This window comes from Denitratisoma oestradiolicum (assembly GCF_902813185.1).
Classification (GTDB): Bacteria; Pseudomonadota; Gammaproteobacteria; order Burkholderiales; family Rhodocyclaceae; genus Denitratisoma; species Denitratisoma oestradiolicum.
Window position 1 is genome coordinate 62784 of record NZ_LR778301.1, and the last position, 18969, is coordinate 81752.

An 18969-nucleotide genomic window follows, 5' to 3' on the forward strand; every position below is an offset into this window, starting at 1 on the left:
GGAGACAAGCACTGTGACCCCTGACAAAGACCCTTCGACCTACGGCTTGATCACCTACCTGTGGGTGACGGGCCTGGCCGCCTGGGGTGGCCTGGTCAATTTCTATCGCAAGGTGAAGTCGGGCGAAACCCGGGCCTTCAACGTGGTGGAACTCATTGGTGAGATCGCTACCTCGGCCTTCGCCGGCCTCATCACCTTCTGGCTGTGCGAGGCGGCGCAGTTCAATCCCTTGGTCACTGCCGCCCTGGTCGGTATCTCTGGCCACATGGGCAGCCAGGCTATCTACCAACTGGAGCGCTGGGCGCAGACGCGCCTGGGCAAGGAGCGGCCATGAACGCCATCGACACCATCCTCGACGAGATCATCCGCCGCGAGGGCGGCTACGTGAATCACCCGGCTGACCGGGGCGGGCCAACGAACTTCGGCATCACCGCGCAGACGCTGGGCAGCTGGCGCAAGCTCGGTCGACCGGCCACGGCTCCTGAAGTCCAGGCGCTGACGGAAACTCAAGCCCGTGCCATCTACCGCCAGCAGTACATCACCGGTCCCGGGTTCGAGACCATCACGCATTCGGCGCTGCTGCACCTGCTGGTCGATGCGGGTGTGCATTCTGGACCCAAGCGTGCAGTGCAGTGGTTGCAGTCGGCGCTCGGCGTCACGGCTGATGGCGTCATCGGCCCCAAGACCCGCGCAGCACTGGCTGCTGCCGACCAAGGTGTGCTCTACGGCAAGGTGCTGGGCCAGCGCCTGCGTCACCTCGGATGGCTGATCACCACCGATCCCAAGCAGTCGGCGTTTGCCGCTGGCTGGATGAACCGGATGGCTGAATTCGTGGAGGGCACGGTATGACCCCGATCCTCACCACCTTGGCCCCGGGACTGCTGGAAGCCGGCAGCCGACTGATCGACCGCCTGGTGCCCGATCCGGCCGAGCGGGAGAAAGCCAGGCTCGCCCTACTGCAGGCCGACGGGCAACTGGCGTTGCAGGAGATGCAGGTGAGCCTGTCGGCGATCCTGGCTGAGGCCAACTCGGCCGATCCCTGGACCAGCCGGGCACGCCCGACGTTTCTGTACGTGATCTACGGCGTAATCCTGCTGTGCGTGATGGGCGCCATCATCGGCATCTGGTGGCCGACGCACGTCTTCCAGGCGGCCGAGAACCTGAACAAGTTGCTGGGTGCGGTGCCCGAGAGCTTGTGGTGGCTCTTCGGTGCTGGCTACCTGGGCTACACGGGTGCGCGCAGCTTCGACAAGTGGCGTGGGCCGGTCCGCTGACCGGCGCTGCCGAGCACAAAAACCTGAAACGACGATCCCCCGATCTCACTGCCTTTGCAGGCGGTGGGGTCGGGGGATTTTTGCGTTTGGAGCTGATGAAGTCCATCCAACTCCGTGATTCACGTCTTCTGATTCCGATATTTACGCCGATTAATTCCGTAATTTACGTTGTAGCGCTCCGAGATTTACGATACCATGGACGCATGAACATCGCATCCCTTTTCCCGCGCCGGATCGAACCGCGCATTGCTGAAGCCCTGCTGGACACGCCTGTCGTGTTGCTGGCGGGTCCTCGTCAGGCCGGCAAGACAACGCTGGTACGGCAAATCGCAGAGCAACAGGGCTTGCGCTACCTGACCATGGATGATGAACTGACTTTGCTGTCGGCACGAGAAGATCCGGTCGGGATGATTCGCAGCCTGGATCGCGCCGTGATCGATGAAATCCAGCGCGCACCGCAGTTGCTGCTGGCCATCAAGAAGAGCGTGGACGAAGACCGGCGCCCTGGCCGTTTCCTGCTCACTGGATCGGCCAACTTGATGGCGTTGCCCACGGTTGCCGACTCACTCGCTGGCCGGATGGAAACGCTGTCGCTGCTGCCTTTGTCGCAGAGCGAAATCGAGCTGCGCTCGGCGAACTGGATCGATGGCGCCTTCGCGGGCCGGATACTTAAGGTGGTTCAGCCCGCACTGGGCAATGATCTGATCGAGCGCGTTCTACGTGGAGGCTACCCTGAAGCGATTTCGCGCGCCTCGGCCAGGCGCCGTGTGGCATGGGCGCGTCAGTACATCGACGCGATCATCCAACGCGATGTCCGTGACGTGGCGGGCATTGAGAAGCTCGACCAGCTGCCGCGATTCCTTCGAGCCCTGGCACAGACAGCCGGTCAGATGTGCAATTACACCCAACTCGGTGGCCAGGTCGGCCTAGACGGCAAGACCGCCTCTCGTTACGTCGGCGTATTCGAGCAGATGTATCTGCTCAAGCGCATCGATGTCTGGGCACGCAACCGCCTGAACCGCGTCGTGAAAACATCAAAGTTGCAGTTCGTCGATTCCGGGTTGCTGTCGGCGTTGCTGGATTTGACCGTCGAGGAAGTGCATCAGGACCGCACGCGGTTTGGCAATGTGCTGGAGACCTTTGTATTTGGGGAACTGCTCAAGCACACGACCACGGCAGAGGGCGACTATCGCCTGATGTACTACCGGGATGCTGACAAGTTCGAGGTCGATGTCGTGATTGAGAACGCTGCCGGACAGCTGGTGGGGGTTGAGGTCAAAGCAGCCGCCACTGTTAAGGAAAACGATCTTCGTGGGCTGAAGAAACTGGCGAGCCTCGCGGGCAGCCAATTCAAGATGGGCGTGTTGCTCTACGACGGTACCGAGACAATGCCTTTGGGGGATGGAATCTGGGCGGCGCCGCTATCCACATTGTGGGGCACGTAAGGTCGCGTCCGAGTGATTTCTCAGAGAGGCCAACTTTGCATGACGAACATTTGATTCCTGTGTTTCGTTTGATTCCAGGTTCAAAGAAGAACAAGCATCCCGTGTATGTGATGAGCAATGGCCCGGGATTATTGTCAGGGCTCTATTTGCGACTCTTCCGTATTGAGCTTGGTAGTGATGGCAGCCTGTACACCGGCGCAGAGACCAACGCAACCGAAATTTCGCGTGGAGAAGGTGTCGTTTGTGCTGACGGGTCAGTGCGATTTAGTTACGCAGACGAGGTTGTGTTGCCGCTGGATGCTGCGAAGAAGCATGAATACGTGTCGTTCCACTCATCTGGAAAGATCAATCATCCTGCAAAAGACCAAATGCCAATGCCAGAGATGGTGTTCAAGTTGGATGATTCTCTTGTCGGTACTCAGATGCTTTGCCACCATTTGATTGGCCCCCCTGGTATCTACCAACCCTCTGCTCCCCCTCGTTCTGCCGCAGATATGTTTTTTGCAGGGCTGTATGGGGCATATCCGAATGCAGAAAGAATCCCGTATTTTTCTGTAGACGTCAGCCGCTATGACGGAGATCCCGAACCAATCCTTCGAGAGTGCGGAAAGGATGAATGCATATCGTTTGGTCTTTTGACTGATCCGATTACGCCTTTTGGACGCCGTGGCGTGGAGTGTCAGTTTTTTATCCGCGTCAAGTTATTGACTGCTCCGAGCGCTGATGCCAATGCATGGCCTGATGGTCACAGGATCGTTCATGCCCAAAAGACATAATCAAAAGTAGCAGTCGAATGATGGCTACCTTCACCTTGTCCGGGCTGAACCGAAAAAAGTGCTTGAGGCGTAACTCTGATCACACCATCTCAGTCGCCACAACGACTTGCCCCTGGTTCGCTACCACCACCGGCCGCCTGCCGACCACATTCCCCACCACGTTAACCGCCTCGAGCATCGCCTGCGGCGACAGATGCGCGTAGCGCATCGTCACTTTCGGATCGTGGTGCCCGAGGAGCTTTTGCACCTCGTACAGCGACCGCCCGGCGTTGACCAGAAAACTCGCGTAACTGTGGCGCAGGTCGTGCAGCCGCACTTCTTCCAGCCCCACCTTCTTCCTGATCGAGTCCCAGGCGTAGAAGATCGACACGGGTGGCTTCTTGGTCTTCGGGTTGAAAAACACCCAGGGGATGTCCTCCTGCCGAGGCAGCGACTGCAGCAACTCGATAGCCGCATCCGACAAAGGGATGTAATGCACCTTCTTGGATTTCGAGCGCGCCGCTGGAATCATCAGCAAACGCCGGTTCCAGTCGATCTCATCCCAGCGCGCGTCCAGAATCTCCCGCTTGCGGGCACCGGTGTAGAGCAGCAGCCGGATCACCTGGCCCACCTGCACATTGCGGTTGGTGTCCAGCTCGTCAAAGAGCCGCTGCACCTCCTCGGTGGTCAGGTACCGCTCCCGCGCACCGTGGTCCTCAAAGGGCTCCACGCCATCACAGGGGTTGCCCTTGGGCGGCAGGATGTCCCAGCGGATCGCGCAGTTGTAGATGAACTTCATCAGCACGATCATCCGGTTGCAGGTCCCGGCCGCGTAGCCCTTCTCGAAGACCGCGTGGTGGAAGGCCACTACATCCGAGCGGGTGATCCGGTTCATCCGGAAATCGGCAAACACTGGCAGCAGGTGATTGCGCAGCATCGTCTCATCCGTCTCCCAGCTGCGCTTCCTCGTCTTGGCGTAGGGCAGATAGCGCTCGGCCACGAAAGCACCAAAGGTCGGCACATCCTTGAAGCGGTGGCTCTCCAGCTTCGGGTCGCCACCCTCGGTCACCATCTGCTTCATCTGGTGCGCTTTGGCTCGGGCGTCTGCAAGCGCTATCTCCTCGACCCGGCCGATGTTGTTCATCCGCACCTTGCCCGCCGCATCGCGGTAGCGGAAATAAAACGTCGCTCCGCCGCTGGCCCGGTGCTCCAGCATGAACCCCTTGATCTCCGTGTCGAAGTAATACACCCCACCGGAGGCCGGAACGCGACCGGGCAAGGTGGCCAAAAACTCCGTACTCAATGCTTGTGCTGGCATGGTCTTTCTCCGCTTACAACGTGAGGCCATACTACGATACAATGCGCCGGAAAAGACACAAAAAGCATCGAATCAAGCAGAGATATATGCCAATCAAACTGTAAAGGAGTCGACCATGATCGACGGAAGACAGATCCGTGCTGCACGCGCGATGCTGGGCTGGAGCCGGGAGGAATTGCTGCGGGCCTCGGGCATCTCGATGTCGGCGCTGCTGCGCATGGAAGGGGCGCTGGCCGACAGCCGAAGCTCCACGCTCAACAAGGTGGTCAAGGCCCTGAGCCTGGCCGGTATCGAATTCGTGACCCGGGACGACGGGGCGATAGGGGTGATCCTGAAGGCACAAAACCCGCCTCAAGCGCCGCAATAGACAGACCAGCAAACCCAGCCCAAAAGCAACAAAAGCCACCCAAGGAGCAACAAAGGGTGGCTTTTATGCTTTATGGGTTAGCTCTGGTAGGAAGTTGGTACGTCGGATTGGCTTTAGATTGCGTCTATATAGGTAGGAAGCGCGGCTAAGTCTTTGAAAAGACAAATGAAATATCCGATCAGACTGAAAATATGCCTTTAGCGGTAGGAAAATGGTCGGGAGCGGGCGCTTCGAGGGCTGCAAAACGCGCATAAGTCTTTGACGTGTAAAGGGATTGGTGAGTACCGCGCTATTACGCTCACCACGGGCGTGGATCAGGGCACGGCCTTCACTGGCGGCGCTGGCAATGACACGTTTAACGCATCTGCAACTGCCACATTCAACGCGCTCGACTCGTTGAATGGTGGGGCCGGTACCGATACCCTGAACGTTCTGGACAATGCGGCTGCAGTTGCCACTGCAAACCGTACCGTCACGAACATCGAAGTTGCCAATCTGTCTTCCTCTGGTACCGTGACTGCGGATACGACGGGCTGGACTGGCCTCACGACCCTGACCGCTGTTGGCTCGGGTGGTGTAAACGTTACCGCTGCTTCTACAACCACCATTACGGCTAGCAACACTGGCGCCAACGCTATGGCCATCATCGGTGGCGGTGGAGCTTCCACGTTTGCCACTGGTGCTGCTGCCGTTACTATCGGCCAGACGGCTGTTGCAAACGCATTCACCTCTGTTGCGGTTACGGGTGGCTCGACGATTGCGATTACCGACAAAGGTACGGCAACTACAACGGGCAGCACACTTAAGACCGTATCTGTGACGGGTAATGCCGCATCTGATGACGTCACTGTTACAGCCAATGGTCTGACGGCATTGAACCTGACGACAATGATGGGGGCAACCACTGTCGGTGACGTTACCGTAACGGCAGCTGCTGCAACCCGCGCTTTAACTGTGACTCTTAACGGCATGGATACTGCCGCCGACGGAGCAGCTACGGGTGCAGCGACGGCAACCATTACCGACGCTACCGCGACCTCTCTGGCGATTAATGCTGTTACAGCAAAGTCCTATGACATCACTGCTGTTGCGGGTGCCGCGACCGCCGTTACTGTTAATGCAGATGTTGCTCTGCAAATGGACGCATTGACTGCCGGTGTTGCAACTACGGTAGGTATCTCTGGTGCTGCCGGCGTAACCATCACCGCTGACACGCTGGCTGCTGCTGCTGTTATTACCAGCACCAATACCGGTGGTGTGACACTCACCCAGAATCTCACCGCCAATCAGCAATTCGTCGGCACCGCTTCTTCTGGTGCTGATGCAATTGGAGTTGCGATTGCAGGTACGAAAGCAATCACTACAGGCGCCGGTAACGACACCGTCACCTACAGTGGTGCGCTCGGTTCTGGTGGTTCCATTGACGCCGGCGACGGTACCGATACCCTCTTGACGACTGCTGCACTGGCTGTGACTGCTACCGGCTCTGCTACTTTTGCAGGTACGGTTTCTAACTTTGAAGTCTTGAAGTTCTCTGCCACGACTGGCGCCGCTCGTGCTATCAACATGGCGAATGCTGATGGTATCAACTCTCTGATTAGCGCAGGTGTTGATACTGGTGCCCTGACCATCACCGGTGCCGCTGCCAACTTCACCTATACCCAAACCGCTGCATCGAACCAGGCCGATAGCATTGCCCTGGCTTCGGATGTTGGCACTTCGGATAACGTGAATCTTGCTTTCTCCGCGGCAGATGGTTTCACCAACACTGGTGCATTGACGGTCGCCAACGTTGAAACCCTGACGATCACCACTGATGACACCGATACGACCGCGACCACCGCTGTATTTGTGGCCCCGATTACTGCGACTTCGGTGAAGACCGTCACGGTGACGGGTGATGCGGGTATCGATCTGACCGGCCTGACTGCAACCACCATTACCTCTCTTGATGCGAGCGGTCTGACGGGTACGGGTGCTGTTGAAGGCCTGGCTTGGACGGCAGGTGCTCTGGCTGCTTCTTCGACCATCAAGGGTAGCGCAACTGGTGACAACACCGTTACGTTCTCCGCAGCCAACACGGCTTCCACGTTCGTGACCTACACCGGCGGTTCGGGTGCCGACACGGTCACTGGCTCTAACGGCCTGAACAACGTGGTTGATTTGGGGAATGGCACCAACTCCTATACGCAAGCTGGCGCGGGTAATGCAACGGTGACCGGTGGTACGGGTGCGGATACGATCAGCGTTGGCACCGGTTCCAACACGGTTCACCTCGGTGGTGGCACGACGGCAAACCAAGTTACTGTGGGTGCTGCTGCCGGCCTGAACGTGATTGATACCACTTCCACCGGTGTCGATACGATCGTGTTGGGTGGTGTACAAACGGCTGCTGGTTACTACACATCCGTAACTGGATTGGCCGCCGGTGACAAGATTGATTTCTCCGGTGTAACCACCGTTGCACGTGCTGACGGCGCGTTGGGTGCCAAGATCACTCTTGGTGGTGCTTCTACCTTCGCGAACTACTTGGATGCGGCAACTGCTACTACGATCGCAGATGCTGGTGCTTCCCTCATGAGTTGGTTCCAGTTTGGTGGTAATACGTACATCGTGGTCGACAATACGTTGGCTGCACTTACTCCAGATGACACCAACACCTTCCAGGATGGCGTCGACTCCGTTATCGAGCTGGTTGGTCTGTATACGCTGACAACCGCCGCTACCGCTACCGACGTCCTGACCTTGGTTTAAATAGGTCAAGAGGGAATGGATGCCGATTAATCGGCGAAGTCTCCTAACCCTCAAAGTATCGAGGGTGCAGTAATAAAAGACCCCGTCTCTCACAAGGAGACGGGGTTTTTCTTAATACATACTGCTTGTGCTAAGAAAAACCCTGTAACCATGGACTTATCGGAGTGTGATCAATGACCGACTGGACTTCCGGCTACGTGGCCGACATCGGCTACACCTATGGCTACTATGGCGAACTCAACCCTCTGCGGGTAAAACTGGCATTCTTGAATGCTGGGTTGGTGGCCCCGGAATTCGGCGCCGCTTGCGAACTGGGTTTCGGCCAGGGCATGAGCGCCAACCTCCACGCCGCCGCTTCCGTGACTTCCTGGCATGGCACCGATTTCAACCCTTCCCAGGCGGGCTTTGCCCAGGAACTGGCGGCCACCGCCGGTTCCGGTGCCCGGCTGTTCGACGAGGCCTTCGCTGATTTCGCCAATCGCGCCGACCTGCCGGACTTCGATTACATCGGCCTGCACGGCATCTGGAGCTGGATTTCCGACGACAACCGGGCCGTCATCGTGGACTTCATCCGCCGCAAGTTGAAGGTGGGCGGTGTGCTCTAGGAATAATAGGGGACAGACCACGTTTATCCTGTGATAGGATGCCGTATCACTAGCGTGCTGCATGCCGACTACAAAGTAAGAGGGTCCTCATGACCCACGGTTTGTGGTGATGCTAGACTGAATGCCAGAAAAGGAGGCTCCCATGACCACAATGATTTCAGAAGTATTTGAGGCATTTCGTGATGCGGGCGTCTCGGAAGAAAAGGCACGTAAGGCGGCGGAGGCTCTGGCATCTGAGTCGTTGGCGACAAAACATGACATCGCGTCGCTCAAGACGGACAATGCCGTTATCAAATGGATGGTGGGGTTCAATTTGGCTTTTACCATGGCCGTGTTGTGGAAGGTGCTCGGCTAAGCTAAGCCAAGACGGCTGTATCAAACCAACTCATTGGTCATGCCCCGTCGCGCACGCATTCTGCTTCCGAGCGTTCCCGTCCATTTGATCCAGCGGGGCAATAACCGCTCAGTCTGCTTTTATGCCGATGAGGATTACCGGTTCTATCTCGATCACTTGACCGAGCAGGCGGCGAAGCACGGGTGTGCGGTCCATGCCTATTGCCTGATGACCAACCACGTTCACCTGCTGGTGACACCGCAACGGGAAAGCAGCCTCGGCGGCATGATGAAGGGGCTAGGCCAGTGCTATGTGCAGTACATAAATCGTACCTATCGGCGTAGCGGCACACTCTGGGAAGGGCGATTTCGCTCCTGTCTATTGCAAGAAGAGGCATATGTGTTGGCGTGCTATCGGTATATCGAGCTCAATCCGGTGCGGGCAGGCATAGTGAATCACCCGGCCGAGTATCGCTGGACAAGCTATTGCGCCAACGCACAAGGCGAGCCGACGCCTTGGCTGACGGCGCAATCGCTCTACCTTTCCTTAGGCGAAGACGACGAATCCCGTCTGGCTGCCTATCGCGAATTGTTTCGTCATGAGCTGGAACCCGGCGTGGTGGATCAAATTCGCCAGGCCACAAACGGCAATTTCGCCTTGGGCGATGAACGCTTTGCCACCGAGGTGGAGCGGATGCTGGGCAGACGGGTAACGCGCGCCAAACCCGGGCGACCGTGCAAGGTACCGGCACCGGTAAGTGAAGAACTTTTTGCTTGATGTACCGTCTTGCCGCGACTGACTTTCCATATCCGCCTCCCCATGATCGACTGGACTTCCGGCTATGTGGCCCCTCCCCGGCGGGGTTTTCCTTTCAGCGTCACCCCCCGCCCCAGCCCTTCCAATTTCCATTCCCGAAATATTTCTCGGGCTAAACTTTGGAATCTTCCTATACGTTGATGCCCCCCCTAGGGGGGGGTATTCCCGGCAAGCAGGAATGCCCTGGTGCTCACGCACTCGGGCGTGACACAAAAACTGCCGGGAATTACCAGGAGATTTCGAGATGGAAGGTAAGCGCTCAATTGACGACATCTTTCCCCGATGTCCTGAGATGAGGATGATGGTGTCCACGTAGATGAACGTGGACACCTATAACAGAGCACATCACAGAGTTATCGAGGCCCCTGGTTGTGGGGCACAAACAAGACGGTCGGAGTTGCTATGACCCGCAAGCGAAACGGGAATTGGTCGAAGCCTGTCTTCAGCCCGGGATATCGGTGGCGCGGCTAGCGATGCAGCATGGGGTAAATGCCAATCTGTTGCTCACCTGGCTGTGCAGGCTGCCATGTTCCGATTCGCCCCAGGGCTGAAGGTCTATCTTCACCGCGAAGCGGTCGATGGACGCAAATCCATCAACGGACTGGCGCTCCTGGTCGAGCAGGCACTGGAACACATACTGGGTAGATTGTTGGCGTGATTGACAACATCTAGATTTGTTGGCACGATTGCCAACATGGCTGCTCAACTCATCACCCGCTTCAAGAACGTCAATCCTGACGGCTCGATACTGGAGCTTGTGGTTTGGAAGGTGCCCGAGCCTGTGCCACCAACCGAGCATGGCTACAAATACAGAGCGGTCTATGTGTTGGATGGTCAACGTATCGTTGGCTTTGACAACGAACGTAGCAAGGGTGACCACTGCCACCTGGATGGCAAAGAACTGCCCTACAACTTCACTACGGTGGAGCAACTGGTCGAAGATTTTATTGCGGCTGTTGCCGCTAGGAGAGCATCATGACAGAGCGTTATCTCACCATTACAATGCAGCCCAACTGGAAGGGTTCCCTGCGTGAGGCTGCGCGAGTAGCCAAAGCCGATACCTACCAAGGCGAAGTCCTGAACTTTGAAACCCCAGCGCAGTTCTTCGGACAGTTAACGGGAAAACGCTGGGACATCGTGCGTGCTGTACAGGGCAAAGGGGAAATGTCAGTCCGTGAATTGGCTCGGGTCGTGGATCGTGACGTGAAGCGTGTTCACGAAGACATCGTGATCCTTGCCGAGCTTGGATTGCTGGAGCGCACCGAAAGTGGTGGTGTGCTGTGTCCTTACACCTCGATGCACATCGACATGTACCTGAAGGCTGCTTAAGGAAGCACCGAACAAGTCCCAATGCGTCATTCCGGCGAATGCCGGAATCCAGGAAAATCAATGCACTGGACACCGGCTTTCGCCGGTGTGACGGACTTAATCGGTGTTTCCTTAAGCGTAAGCGCTCAATAAACCGCGTCTGTCGCTGAGGGTGGTGAATAGGGATGATGGTGTCCACGTAGATTAGGCGGACACCTATGACATATCCATTCCGAGGATAATAGGTTCATTCATCGTCGCCAGGTCCTGCGGTTTCAAGCCGCTTGCTGGTCAGCAGGCAACGCCGCTCGATGAGATTAACGATCTTGCCGAGTATGTCGTGATCCAGGCCCTGGGTGACGAACGATGAACGCAGGGCGGCGGCTTCGTGGGGTAACTGGCGTGCGATGGCCAGAACCCGCTTTTTGACCTGCGCTGGAGACAGTCCTGCCGCTTGCGCAAACTGTTCCCAATGCCGCGACTGGAGTTCGGTGAACTTGTACTTGCTGCCGATCTTCATCGCCATCTTGTCCGTGAGATTGGCGTACACCGCTGTCGACAAGGTATCGTACAGTGGTGCCAGTGCCGCGCCGCGCTCGGTGTAGATCAGGGAGAAGTTCTTGGCGTGTGCATCGTGGTTGCCGATCATGGCGTTGAAAATCGCGTAGTCCAGCAAGCGCAAAATGTGCGGGGCGCTGGGGCGTGTTGCTTTGCGCACCAGCCCGAAGCATTGGGCCAGATCTGGACCGCCCTCGTTTTGGTACTTGTATTCCGGTGCGACGCCCAGTGCCTGGCAGAAGTCTTCCTGATGCAGCCGCTGCAAGGCACCGTCGGGTTGGCGCACACGGTCGTAGCGTTCCACCAGCAAATACTCGCGGTCAGCCACCCGGTGAATGGCTGCCCTGGCAACAGACAGCTTTATCTGTGCCGCCAGGGCCAGGCAGAACCCTTCGTTGAATACGCTGCCCTCAACTCTCGAGATTGCCGGCTTGAGGATGTGAGAGCTTGGGGTGTTCTGAAGAGGCAAACCCATGCGTCCATCAGCGAAGGTCACCGGCAGCTTGTCCTGAGCGCCGGCCAAGGACAGACGCAGCCCCTGGTCGCCTGCCAACATGGGGCGGCGGGGCAGCTCATCCAGGATCGCGACCAGTTCTGACTGGTCCAGCCAGCGCACCACTGGCGCGGACTGGATGGCGTCGGGTTGTTGGCCAGTTTCCAGCAGGCTGACTGCGCCAGCACATTCGCCACCAATCCCGTCCAGCAGTGCAAAATCATTATGGCGCGAGACGTGTAGCGTTTGGGCGATCAGCCTGCGCTTGTCGCCCTCTGGCAGCAGGCCGGCAAAGAAGGGGCGCGTGGCCTTGTCGTCAAAAGACCCTGCCTGTAAGGGGAGGTGGTGTGACAGTGGACGTGCGTTTGCGGATTGCAGCCATTGCGGTGAGTAGCTGAAGTTCAGCCGGCCATCGACTTGAGCCAGTTGTCCGACGTGTTGCCCCAGCAGCCAGACTTCCAGGACCCGGCTCATTTTTGGGCCTCCTGCGTCTGACTTGCCTCCAGCCCTGCCAAGCTCAACGTTGCTCCCAGCGCCTGTAGGACACGCAGGACGTTCTCCAGCCGGACGGTGGGTTTGCCTGCTTCCAGGTCAACAATGAATCGCACGCCAACGCCTGCTACGAGCGCCAATTGGGGTTGGGTCAGTCCCAGCGCTTTGCGGGCGCGTCGCACTGCGTCGCCCAGATGTTGTGGAGTTTCAATCAATGTAGGCATATCGATTTCCTGTTCGGGAAATTATGGTGCCAGCCAGAGGAATTATCAAGAAAATTAACTGATCGGGAAATTTTGCACTCCTTCCTCCTGGTGTTAGGAGAAAATTCCCGATCGGTAAATGGTCGCGCAATAGTGTCACTGAGTTGATCCGTGCGGGACGGACCACGGTTTTCCGTGAATCACATGGACTGATGCGGATTCTTTTCACCTCGGTGTTCGAGTGTACCGTCAAGAAATCGCACAAGCAGCAGAAGGCTGATTTCGACGTGGCTGTTCGTGCCCTTGCTGCAGATGTGACGATTGCCGAGTTCCCGGACGGGATAGAGATTTACGGATAGGGGGTCGCTCGATGATGTCATCACCCCCATATTCATGTCAGATACAACGAGTTCAAGGCAGTGTTGAGTATTCCAGACGGTGAAGTGCTGGAAGGCGAGTTACCCATCATCGGCGATGCTGTGGGTCTGGTATCTGGTTAAGGAAGCACCGAGCAAGTCCCAATGCGTCATTCCGGCGAACGCCGGAATCCAGGAAAATCAATGCACTGGACACCGGCTTTCGCCGGTGTGACGGACTTAATCGGTGTTTCCTTAACCAGACGACGCTGACGAGCATCGCGGCGACGGGCCTTGCCGCCAATCCAATCGGGTAAAGTGGCGGGCCCGGGATTTCCCGGCCTGGATCAGTCAATCGTTCACATCAGGGAAAGGTAGAGGCATGCGGCAGTTCATTCGGCAATGGACCCAGGGCAAGGCGCAGGAAGCCACGATTGCGGAAGCACCGGCTACGGTACCTGTGGTCGAGCTGCCCGGCTTCGCCAATCCAGTCTGCCAGTTGGTCAATACCAACCAGTTTCTGGAGCCGGAATTCAAGCGTTGGGCCTGCCAGGAGCTGGGCTGGCAGTTTGGCTTCAACCGCAAGCTCTGGGAATACGCCTTCATTCTCAACGCCATTGATCGGTATGGCCGCCTGGACGGCCGGGGCCTGGGTTTCGGCGTCGGCCGGGAGCCGATCATCCCGGTCATGCTGCGCCATGGTGCCCGCCTGCTGGTGACGGACCTGAGCCACGAGGATGCCCAGCGCCAGGGTTGGGCCACTTCGGAATTCGATGCCTCGATCCGGGACCAGTTGGATTTCCGCTTTGTGAACATGAATGAGATTCCCGCCGACTTAAGGGATTTCGATTTCCTCTGGTCCTGCGGTTCCCTGGAGCATATCGGCAGCCTGGAGGCCGGCCTGGCCTTCATCGAGTCGTCCCTGGATTGCCTGAAGCCGGGCGGTGTGGCCGTGCACACCACGGAGTTCAATTTTTCCAGCCAGGAGGAAACCCGGGACGCGGCGGACATCTGTTTTTATCGGGACCGGGATATCGAGTCCTTGGTGGAGCGCGTCAGGCGCAAGGGTGGGGAGATGACGGTCAACCTGGCCCGGGGCGACGGCCCTCTCGACAAGCATGTGGATTACCCGCCTTATGTCTATGAACTCAGCATGCGGGCCTGGTACGAGCCCTATGCCATCACCTCGGTGGGGCTGGTGATACACAAGCGATAGGCGCAGGGGGCTGGCTCTTCAGGCAGTCAGCGGTGGATCGTTGATGCCGATCAGTCCCAGGGCTGCCGTGGTGCTGGTGGCGGTTACGGCCGCCGCGATGTTCATGCCCTGACTGATGTTCTCGGCGGAGGTGAGGTAGCCGAGGCCTTGTTCCACGGCAAAGACCTTGCCGACCTGGGTTTTGTTGTCGAGTAGATCGGCGACCCAGCCCCAGGTGGCGTCGCCCTTGAAGGTGTGGGCGGAGGTGAGCATGGTCTGGATCAGGCTGCCCCGGGTATCGTTGCCGCTGGCGAGGTTGCCGGCCCAATAATCGACGTCGGCCTGGGGCGGGGCGTTGCCGCCGCTGCGGCCCAGGACATTGGCGTAGACGATGCGGACGAAGTCGCCGTTATCCATGGTGGCCGAGTAGCCTGTCAGGCTGGAATATTGGACAGCGGCGCTGTAGAAGGACTGGCCAATCTGTTCCAGGGTCTGGCCCTGGACGTACTGGTCGATCCAATAGCTGAGGCCGTCGGCATCTGGCACTCGGTTGAAATAGGCGATGTAGAGTTCCACCAGGGTGTTGAGCTTGGCGGTGCCAAGGCTTACGGTCTTGGCCTGAATCGTCAAATTGACGGACTTGTCGGAAAAGCGCAGGTGCTCGATAGCGCTGAGTTGGTCCGTACCTTCCGCGCCACTCTTGTCCGCCACGGCATGGCCGCTGCTTGTTCTGGTCACGGTGTAGTCGGTGCGTCGGGCGGCGTAGAGGGCGGTGTCGTCGCCCGCGCTGCCATTCAGGGTGTCGTTGCCACCCTTGCCCTGCAGCAGGTTGTCGGCGCTGTTGCCGGTGATGCGGTCTGCGCCGCTGCCACCCGTGGTGTTTTCGATGAGGCTGCCATAGGCGATGGCCAGGTTGTCGGTGCCATAGTAGGTGGGCACGGTGCCGCCGCTGTAGCCCGCAGGCAGGGGGTCGGATTCGATGGTGATGCTGGAGTAGGCGCCGGCATTGAGGTCGATGACGACACCCTTGCTGAAGTTGGCGGCGGAGAGGGTGTCGTTGCCGCCGGCGTCCCAGAGGGTGCGGAAGAAGGGCGTGGCCGGGTCGAAACTGTAGGTGTCGTCGCCGCTCCGGTAGCTGGTGTTGGCGCCGTAGAGGTACTGGATGGCGGCAATGTCGTAGAGCATGGGGGTGTCCGGCTCCACGTAATAGGCCAGGAAGTCGTAGTCACCGCTGCTGTTGGGCGTTACCTTGCGGAAGATGGCATGGGGATGCTCGGTGTAGGACATCACGCTGTATTGCAGGCTGTCCTGGGCACCGCTCAACTGGGGTGTGCCCTCGAAGGGGTGCTTGAATGCCAGGGCGTGGCCGATTTCGTGCAGCAGGAGCTTGAAGCCGAAGTTGCCCGGCGACCAGTAGCTGTCGGGCTTGTTGCCGATGGCTGGCTGCGAGAGCCAGACGTCTCCGCCGGAGGCCCAATAGCTGGAGGGGGCAAAGGCCCAGCCGACGCTATTTTCCTGTGCGGCCGAGGTCCAGGTGAAGCGCAGGTCGCCGACGTTGGTCTGGCCGTCGGCCACCTGGCTGAAGGTGATGTTGGCCACATTGCTCCAGGCTGCGAGGGCACCCTGCACGGCCTGGCGCTGGACGGCATTTAGGCCGCTGCTGCCCTCAGGTTCGTTGAGGCTGGAGTACTTGCCGCTGTCCTGCGTGTCCCAGTAGGCCGTGGTCGAGGTGAGATAGGGAAAGCTGTAGGTCAGGTTTGCTCCGGTACCCAGGGCGCCCCCCCATTTGAAGTCGTCGATCAGCGCGTCTATATGGGTGACGCCCGAGGCAGGCGTGAAGCTGGTCGGATACTGGCCGGCGGGGTTGCTGATGGGGCTGGGCATGGGGGGGTGGGACTGCCTCGATAGCCGTTATTTTAAGCCACCTCTCGGCTTTCTCTCTTTTCCCCTCTCCCCTCGCGGCGACCGAAGGAAGTCCCTGTGGGAGAGAGGGGGTTCCATTCCCAACTTGGCCCGTCAACGAAAAAGGGGAGGAGCTCAGCTCCTCCCCCTTGGCGTCAAGCCAAGCCGTTGGCGGGAATCAGGCCGTCTTGACCTTGTCCAGCTCGGCGGACAGCTCGGGCACGGCCTGGAACAGGTCGCCCACCAGGCCGTAGTCGGCGATCTGGAAGATGGGGGCGTCCGGGTCCTTGTTGATGGCGACGATGACCTTGGAGTCCTTCATGCCGGCCAGGTGCTGGATCGCGCCGGAGATACCGACGGCGATGTACAGCTCGGGGGCGACGATCTTGCCGGTCTGGCCCACCTGGTAGTCGTTGGGGGCAAAGCCCGCATCGACGGCGGCACGGGAGGCGCCCACGGCGGCACCCAGCTTGTCGGCGATGTCGTCCAGCAGCTTGAAGTTGTCACCACTCTGCATGCCACGGCCACCGGAAACGATGACGCGGGCGGCGGTCAGCTCGGGACGGGCGGACTTGGCGATTTCCTCGCTGACATAGCGGGACAGGTCGCTGGCGGCGGGAGCATCGATCTTCTCCACGGTGGCGCTGCCACCCTCGGCGGCGGCGCCAGCAAAGGCGGCGCCCCGGACGGTCAGGACCTTGATGGCGTCCTTGGACTGAACGGTGGCCAGGGCGTTGCCGGCGTAGATGGGACGGACGAAGGTGTCGGCGGAAACCACCTGGACCACGTCGGTGATCTGGGCCACGTCCAGGGTGGCGGCCACGCGGGGCATGAAGTTCTTGCCCGTGGTGGTGGCGGCGGCGACGACATGGCTGTAGTTCTTGGCCAGGCCCACCACCAGGGGGGCGATGGTCTCGGCCATCACGTGCTCGTAGGCGGGGTTGTCCACCAGCAGCACCTTGGCCACGCCGGCCACTTTGGCGGCGGCGTCGGCGGCGGCCTGGGCGTTATGACCAACCACCAGCACATGGATGTCACCACCGATGTTGGCGGCGGCGTTGATGGCCTTCAGGGTGTCGGACTTGAGGGCGGTAGCGGTGTGTTCCGCAAAAACCAGGATAGCCATTTAGATGATCCTCGCTTCGTTCTTGAGTTTGTCGACCAGTTCGGCAACGGTCTCGACTTTCTTGCCACCCTGGCGCTTGGCGGGCTCCTCGACCTTGAGGGTCACCAGACGGGGGGCGATATCCACGCCCAGGGCCTCGGGGGTGAGGGCGTCGATGGGCTTCTTCTTGGCCTTCATGATGTTGGGCAGGGAGGCGTAGCGCGGCTCGTTCAGGCGCAGGTCGGTGGTGACCACGGCCGGCAGCTTGAGGGTGACGGCCTGGAGGCCACCATCCACTTCGCGGGTGACGTTCAGTTCGGCGCCGTTCACTTCCACCTTGGAGGCGAAAGTGCCCTGGGACCAGCCGGTCAGGGCGGCCAGCATCTGGCCGGTCTGGCTGCAGTCGTCGTCGATGGCCTGCTTGCCGACGATCACCAGTTGGGGCTGTTCCTTGTCGCAAACGGCCTTGAGCAGCTTGGCCACGGCCAGGGGCTGCAATTCGGCGTCGGTCTGGACATGGATGCCGCGATCGGCGCCCATGGCCAGGGCCGTGCGGATGGTTTCCTGGCACTGGGTCACGCCCAGGGAAACGGCCACGATTTCAGTGGCAACACCCTTTTCCTTCAAACGCACGGCTTCTTCCACCGCGATTTCGTCGAAAGGGTTCATGGAAAACTTGACGTCGGCGGTTTCGACCCCCGTCTTGTCCGACTTGACGCGGATCTTGACGTTGTAATCGACCACCCGCTTGACCGCTACGAGGATCTTCATGGATGTGTTCTCCGAAATTTTTTACCCGCGTCCGCTGGTTGGACAATGAACGCGACGCTCTGGCACAACAAAGCCGGCAATTATACCGAAGACTGTGCTAGGGAGCCGCGTCTTTTGTTCGTAATTGCCTGATTTGGGGCGTGGTTTTTTAGAAGCAGGCTATTGCGCTCATGAGCTATAGGGAATCAAGCAAACCACAAAGGGTTGGTATTTCATGCCGCCAGGGCACAGGTTTCTCCGGGATATCTGTTCGTCATTTCGGCATGTGCCGGAATCCAGTAACCTGCGTCCATGAAACAACCCTGTGTTTACATTCTGGCCAGCCGCAGAAACGGAACGCTCTATACAGGCGTCACTTCCAATCTCATTCAACGTATCTGGCAACACAGGAACAACCTTGTAGGAGGTTTCACAAAGAAATATGGAGTTCACACTCTGGTCTGGTTCGAGTTGCACGAGACCATGGAATCCGCCATTGGACGCGAAAAAGCCATCAAGGAATGGCGCCGTGCCTGGAAGATGGCACTCATCGAAGAGAAAAATCCGATGTGGTGTGATTTGTACGACAGCATCACTTGACCTGATTAGGGAGATGCTGAACAAGCCCCAATGCGTCCCCGGATCGGGTCCGGGGCAGGCTATTCCGGCGAATGCCGGAATCCAGGAAAATCAACAAACTGGGTACCGGCCCCGGATCAGGTCCGGGGTGACGTTTCTTTGCTGGTGTGACGGACTTAATCAGTGTTTCCTTAGCCACGAAACTCAGCCGAGTCATTCCGGGGCCGCGTAGCGGAACCCGGAATCCAGGAAACCCAACCGCGTGCCTCTGGATTCCGGGTTCTGCCCTTGCGGGCAGCCCCGGAATGACGGCTTCGTGGACGCTGGCTGGATTCCGGCGTTCGCCGGAATGACGGGGGG

The 18969-nt window shown here is 58.8% G+C and carries 24 protein-coding genes; 18 read left to right on the forward strand and 6 right to left on the reverse strand.

Annotation, left to right across the window (positions count from 1 at the left end):
• The first annotated feature begins 13 nt into the window (after positions 1-13).
• The 5 genes from DENOEST_RS00425 to DENOEST_RS00445 all read left to right on the forward strand — a co-directional run bounded on the left by DENOEST_RS00425 (position 14) and on the right by DENOEST_RS00445 (position 3495).
• On the forward strand, positions 14-334 hold the full coding sequence (locus tag DENOEST_RS00425; protein ID WP_145770238.1) for a phage holin family protein: 321 nt from the start codon (positions 14-16) through the stop codon (positions 332-334).
• A complete protein-coding gene (locus tag DENOEST_RS00430; RefSeq protein WP_145770237.1) occupies positions 331-849 on the forward strand; it encodes a glycoside hydrolase family 108 protein in 519 nt (172 codons plus the stop codon). The genes DENOEST_RS00425 and DENOEST_RS00430 overlap by 4 nt, the downstream gene beginning before the upstream one ends.
• Positions 846-1274: a 3TM-type holin gene (locus tag DENOEST_RS00435; protein ID WP_145770236.1), complete on the forward strand. Its 429-nt coding sequence runs from the start codon at positions 846-848 to the stop codon at positions 1272-1274. The genes DENOEST_RS00430 and DENOEST_RS00435 overlap by 4 nt, the downstream gene beginning before the upstream one ends.
• Positions 1275-1477: 203 nt before the next feature.
• On the forward strand, positions 1478-2719 hold the full coding sequence (locus DENOEST_RS00440) for an ATP-binding protein (RefSeq protein ID WP_145770235.1): 1242 nt from the start codon (positions 1478-1480) through the stop codon (positions 2717-2719).
• 35 nt (positions 2720-2754) lie between these two features.
• A complete protein-coding gene (locus tag DENOEST_RS00445) occupies positions 2755-3495 on the forward strand; it encodes a hypothetical protein (RefSeq protein ID WP_145770234.1) in 741 nt (246 codons plus the stop codon).
• A gap of 79 nt (positions 3496-3574) precedes the next feature.
• Here the strand turns inward: DENOEST_RS00445 and DENOEST_RS00450 are convergent, their stop codons facing one another.
• A complete protein-coding gene (locus DENOEST_RS00450) occupies positions 3575-4792 on the reverse strand; it encodes a tyrosine-type recombinase/integrase (RefSeq protein ID WP_170228156.1) in 1218 nt (405 codons plus the stop codon).
• A 115-nt stretch (positions 4793-4907) separates the two neighbouring features.
• On the opposite strand from DENOEST_RS00450, the gene DENOEST_RS00455 reads away from it, so the two are divergent.
• The 9 genes from DENOEST_RS00455 (at position 4908) to DENOEST_RS00490 (ending at position 10997) form a co-directional block, all read left to right on the forward strand.
• Positions 4908-5159, forward strand: coding sequence for a helix-turn-helix domain-containing protein (locus DENOEST_RS00455; protein ID WP_145770232.1), 252 nt, complete (start codon positions 4908-4910; stop codon positions 5157-5159).
• A 309-nt stretch (positions 5160-5468) separates the two neighbouring features.
• Positions 5469-7913 carry a beta strand repeat-containing protein gene (locus DENOEST_RS00460; RefSeq protein WP_145770231.1) on the forward strand — a complete coding sequence of 815 codons (2445 nt, stop codon included), beginning with the start codon at positions 5469-5471 and terminating at the stop codon, positions 7911-7913.
• 173 nt (positions 7914-8086) lie between these two features.
• Entirely contained in the window at positions 8087-8518 is a 432-nt protein-coding gene (locus DENOEST_RS00465; RefSeq protein WP_197970466.1) for a class I SAM-dependent methyltransferase, read from the forward strand.
• A 142-nt stretch (positions 8519-8660) separates the two neighbouring features.
• Positions 8661-8873: an integrase gene (locus tag DENOEST_RS00470; protein ID WP_145770230.1), complete on the forward strand. Its 213-nt coding sequence runs from the start codon at positions 8661-8663 to the stop codon at positions 8871-8873.
• 39 nt (positions 8874-8912) lie between these two features.
• The gene (locus DENOEST_RS00475) at positions 8913-9629 is read left to right on the forward strand and encodes a transposase (protein WP_145770229.1); all 717 of its coding nucleotides are present in this window, start codon (positions 8913-8915) and stop codon (positions 9627-9629) included.
• A 410-nt stretch (positions 9630-10039) separates the two neighbouring features.
• Positions 10040-10219 (forward strand): transposase, encoded by a 180-nt coding sequence (locus DENOEST_RS20595; RefSeq protein ID WP_408640025.1) that lies wholly within the window; start codon positions 10040-10042, stop codon positions 10217-10219.
• Positions 10195-10326 (forward strand): transposase, encoded by a 132-nt coding sequence (locus DENOEST_RS20440; protein WP_145770228.1) that lies wholly within the window; start codon positions 10195-10197, stop codon positions 10324-10326. The genes DENOEST_RS20595 and DENOEST_RS20440 overlap by 25 nt, the downstream gene beginning before the upstream one ends.
• Positions 10327-10362: 36 nt before the next feature.
• Positions 10363-10647: a toxin-antitoxin system TumE family protein gene (locus DENOEST_RS00485; protein WP_145770227.1), complete on the forward strand. Its 285-nt coding sequence runs from the start codon at positions 10363-10365 to the stop codon at positions 10645-10647.
• On the forward strand, positions 10644-10997 hold the full coding sequence (locus DENOEST_RS00490) for an HVO_A0114 family putative DNA-binding protein (RefSeq protein ID WP_145770226.1): 354 nt from the start codon (positions 10644-10646) through the stop codon (positions 10995-10997). The genes DENOEST_RS00485 and DENOEST_RS00490 overlap by 4 nt, the downstream gene beginning before the upstream one ends.
• Positions 10998-11223: 226 nt before the next feature.
• On the opposite strand, the gene DENOEST_RS00495 is transcribed toward DENOEST_RS00490, so the two are convergent.
• Positions 11224-12501, reverse strand: coding sequence for a type II toxin-antitoxin system HipA family toxin (locus DENOEST_RS00495; RefSeq protein WP_145770225.1), 1278 nt, complete (start codon positions 12499-12501; stop codon positions 11224-11226).
• Positions 12498-12743 carry a helix-turn-helix transcriptional regulator gene (locus DENOEST_RS00500; protein WP_145770224.1) on the reverse strand — a complete coding sequence of 82 codons (246 nt, stop codon included), beginning with the start codon at positions 12741-12743 and terminating at the stop codon, positions 12498-12500. Before DENOEST_RS00500 ends, DENOEST_RS00495 begins: the two co-directional genes overlap by 4 nt.
• Before the next feature lie 191 nt (positions 12744-12934).
• Between DENOEST_RS00500 and DENOEST_RS20030 the strand changes: the two genes are divergently transcribed.
• The 3 genes from DENOEST_RS20030 to DENOEST_RS00510 all read left to right on the forward strand — a co-directional run bounded on the left by DENOEST_RS20030 (position 12935) and on the right by DENOEST_RS00510 (position 14294).
• Positions 12935-13081: a type II toxin-antitoxin system RelE/ParE family toxin gene (locus DENOEST_RS20030; RefSeq protein WP_232096403.1), complete on the forward strand. Its 147-nt coding sequence runs from the start codon at positions 12935-12937 to the stop codon at positions 13079-13081.
• A gap of 30 nt (positions 13082-13111) precedes the next feature.
• A complete protein-coding gene (locus tag DENOEST_RS00505; protein WP_145770314.1) occupies positions 13112-13222 on the forward strand; it encodes a DUF4160 domain-containing protein in 111 nt (36 codons plus the stop codon).
• 238 nt (positions 13223-13460) lie between these two features.
• Entirely contained in the window at positions 13461-14294 is an 834-nt protein-coding gene (locus DENOEST_RS00510) for an SAM-dependent methyltransferase (RefSeq protein WP_145770223.1), read from the forward strand.
• A gap of 18 nt (positions 14295-14312) precedes the next feature.
• Here the strand turns inward: DENOEST_RS00510 and DENOEST_RS00515 are convergent, their stop codons facing one another.
• From DENOEST_RS00515 to DENOEST_RS00525, 3 genes are all read right to left on the reverse strand, one after another.
• Entirely contained in the window at positions 14313-16157 is a 1845-nt protein-coding gene (locus DENOEST_RS00515; RefSeq protein ID WP_145770222.1) for a DUF4214 domain-containing protein, read from the reverse strand.
• A gap of 196 nt (positions 16158-16353) precedes the next feature.
• On the reverse strand, positions 16354-17301 hold the full coding sequence (locus DENOEST_RS00520) for an electron transfer flavoprotein subunit alpha/FixB family protein (protein ID WP_145770221.1): 948 nt from the start codon (positions 17299-17301) through the stop codon (positions 16354-16356).
• Positions 17302-18051 carry an electron transfer flavoprotein subunit beta/FixA family protein gene (locus DENOEST_RS00525; RefSeq protein WP_145770220.1) on the reverse strand — a complete coding sequence of 250 codons (750 nt, stop codon included), beginning with the start codon at positions 18049-18051 and terminating at the stop codon, positions 17302-17304.
• 291 nt (positions 18052-18342) lie between these two features.
• Here DENOEST_RS00525 and DENOEST_RS00530 point away from each other — a divergent pair, with 291 nt between their 5' ends.
• Entirely contained in the window at positions 18343-18630 is a 288-nt protein-coding gene (locus DENOEST_RS00530; RefSeq protein ID WP_145770219.1) for a GIY-YIG nuclease family protein, read from the forward strand.
• The last annotated feature ends 339 nt before the right edge of the window (positions 18631-18969 follow it).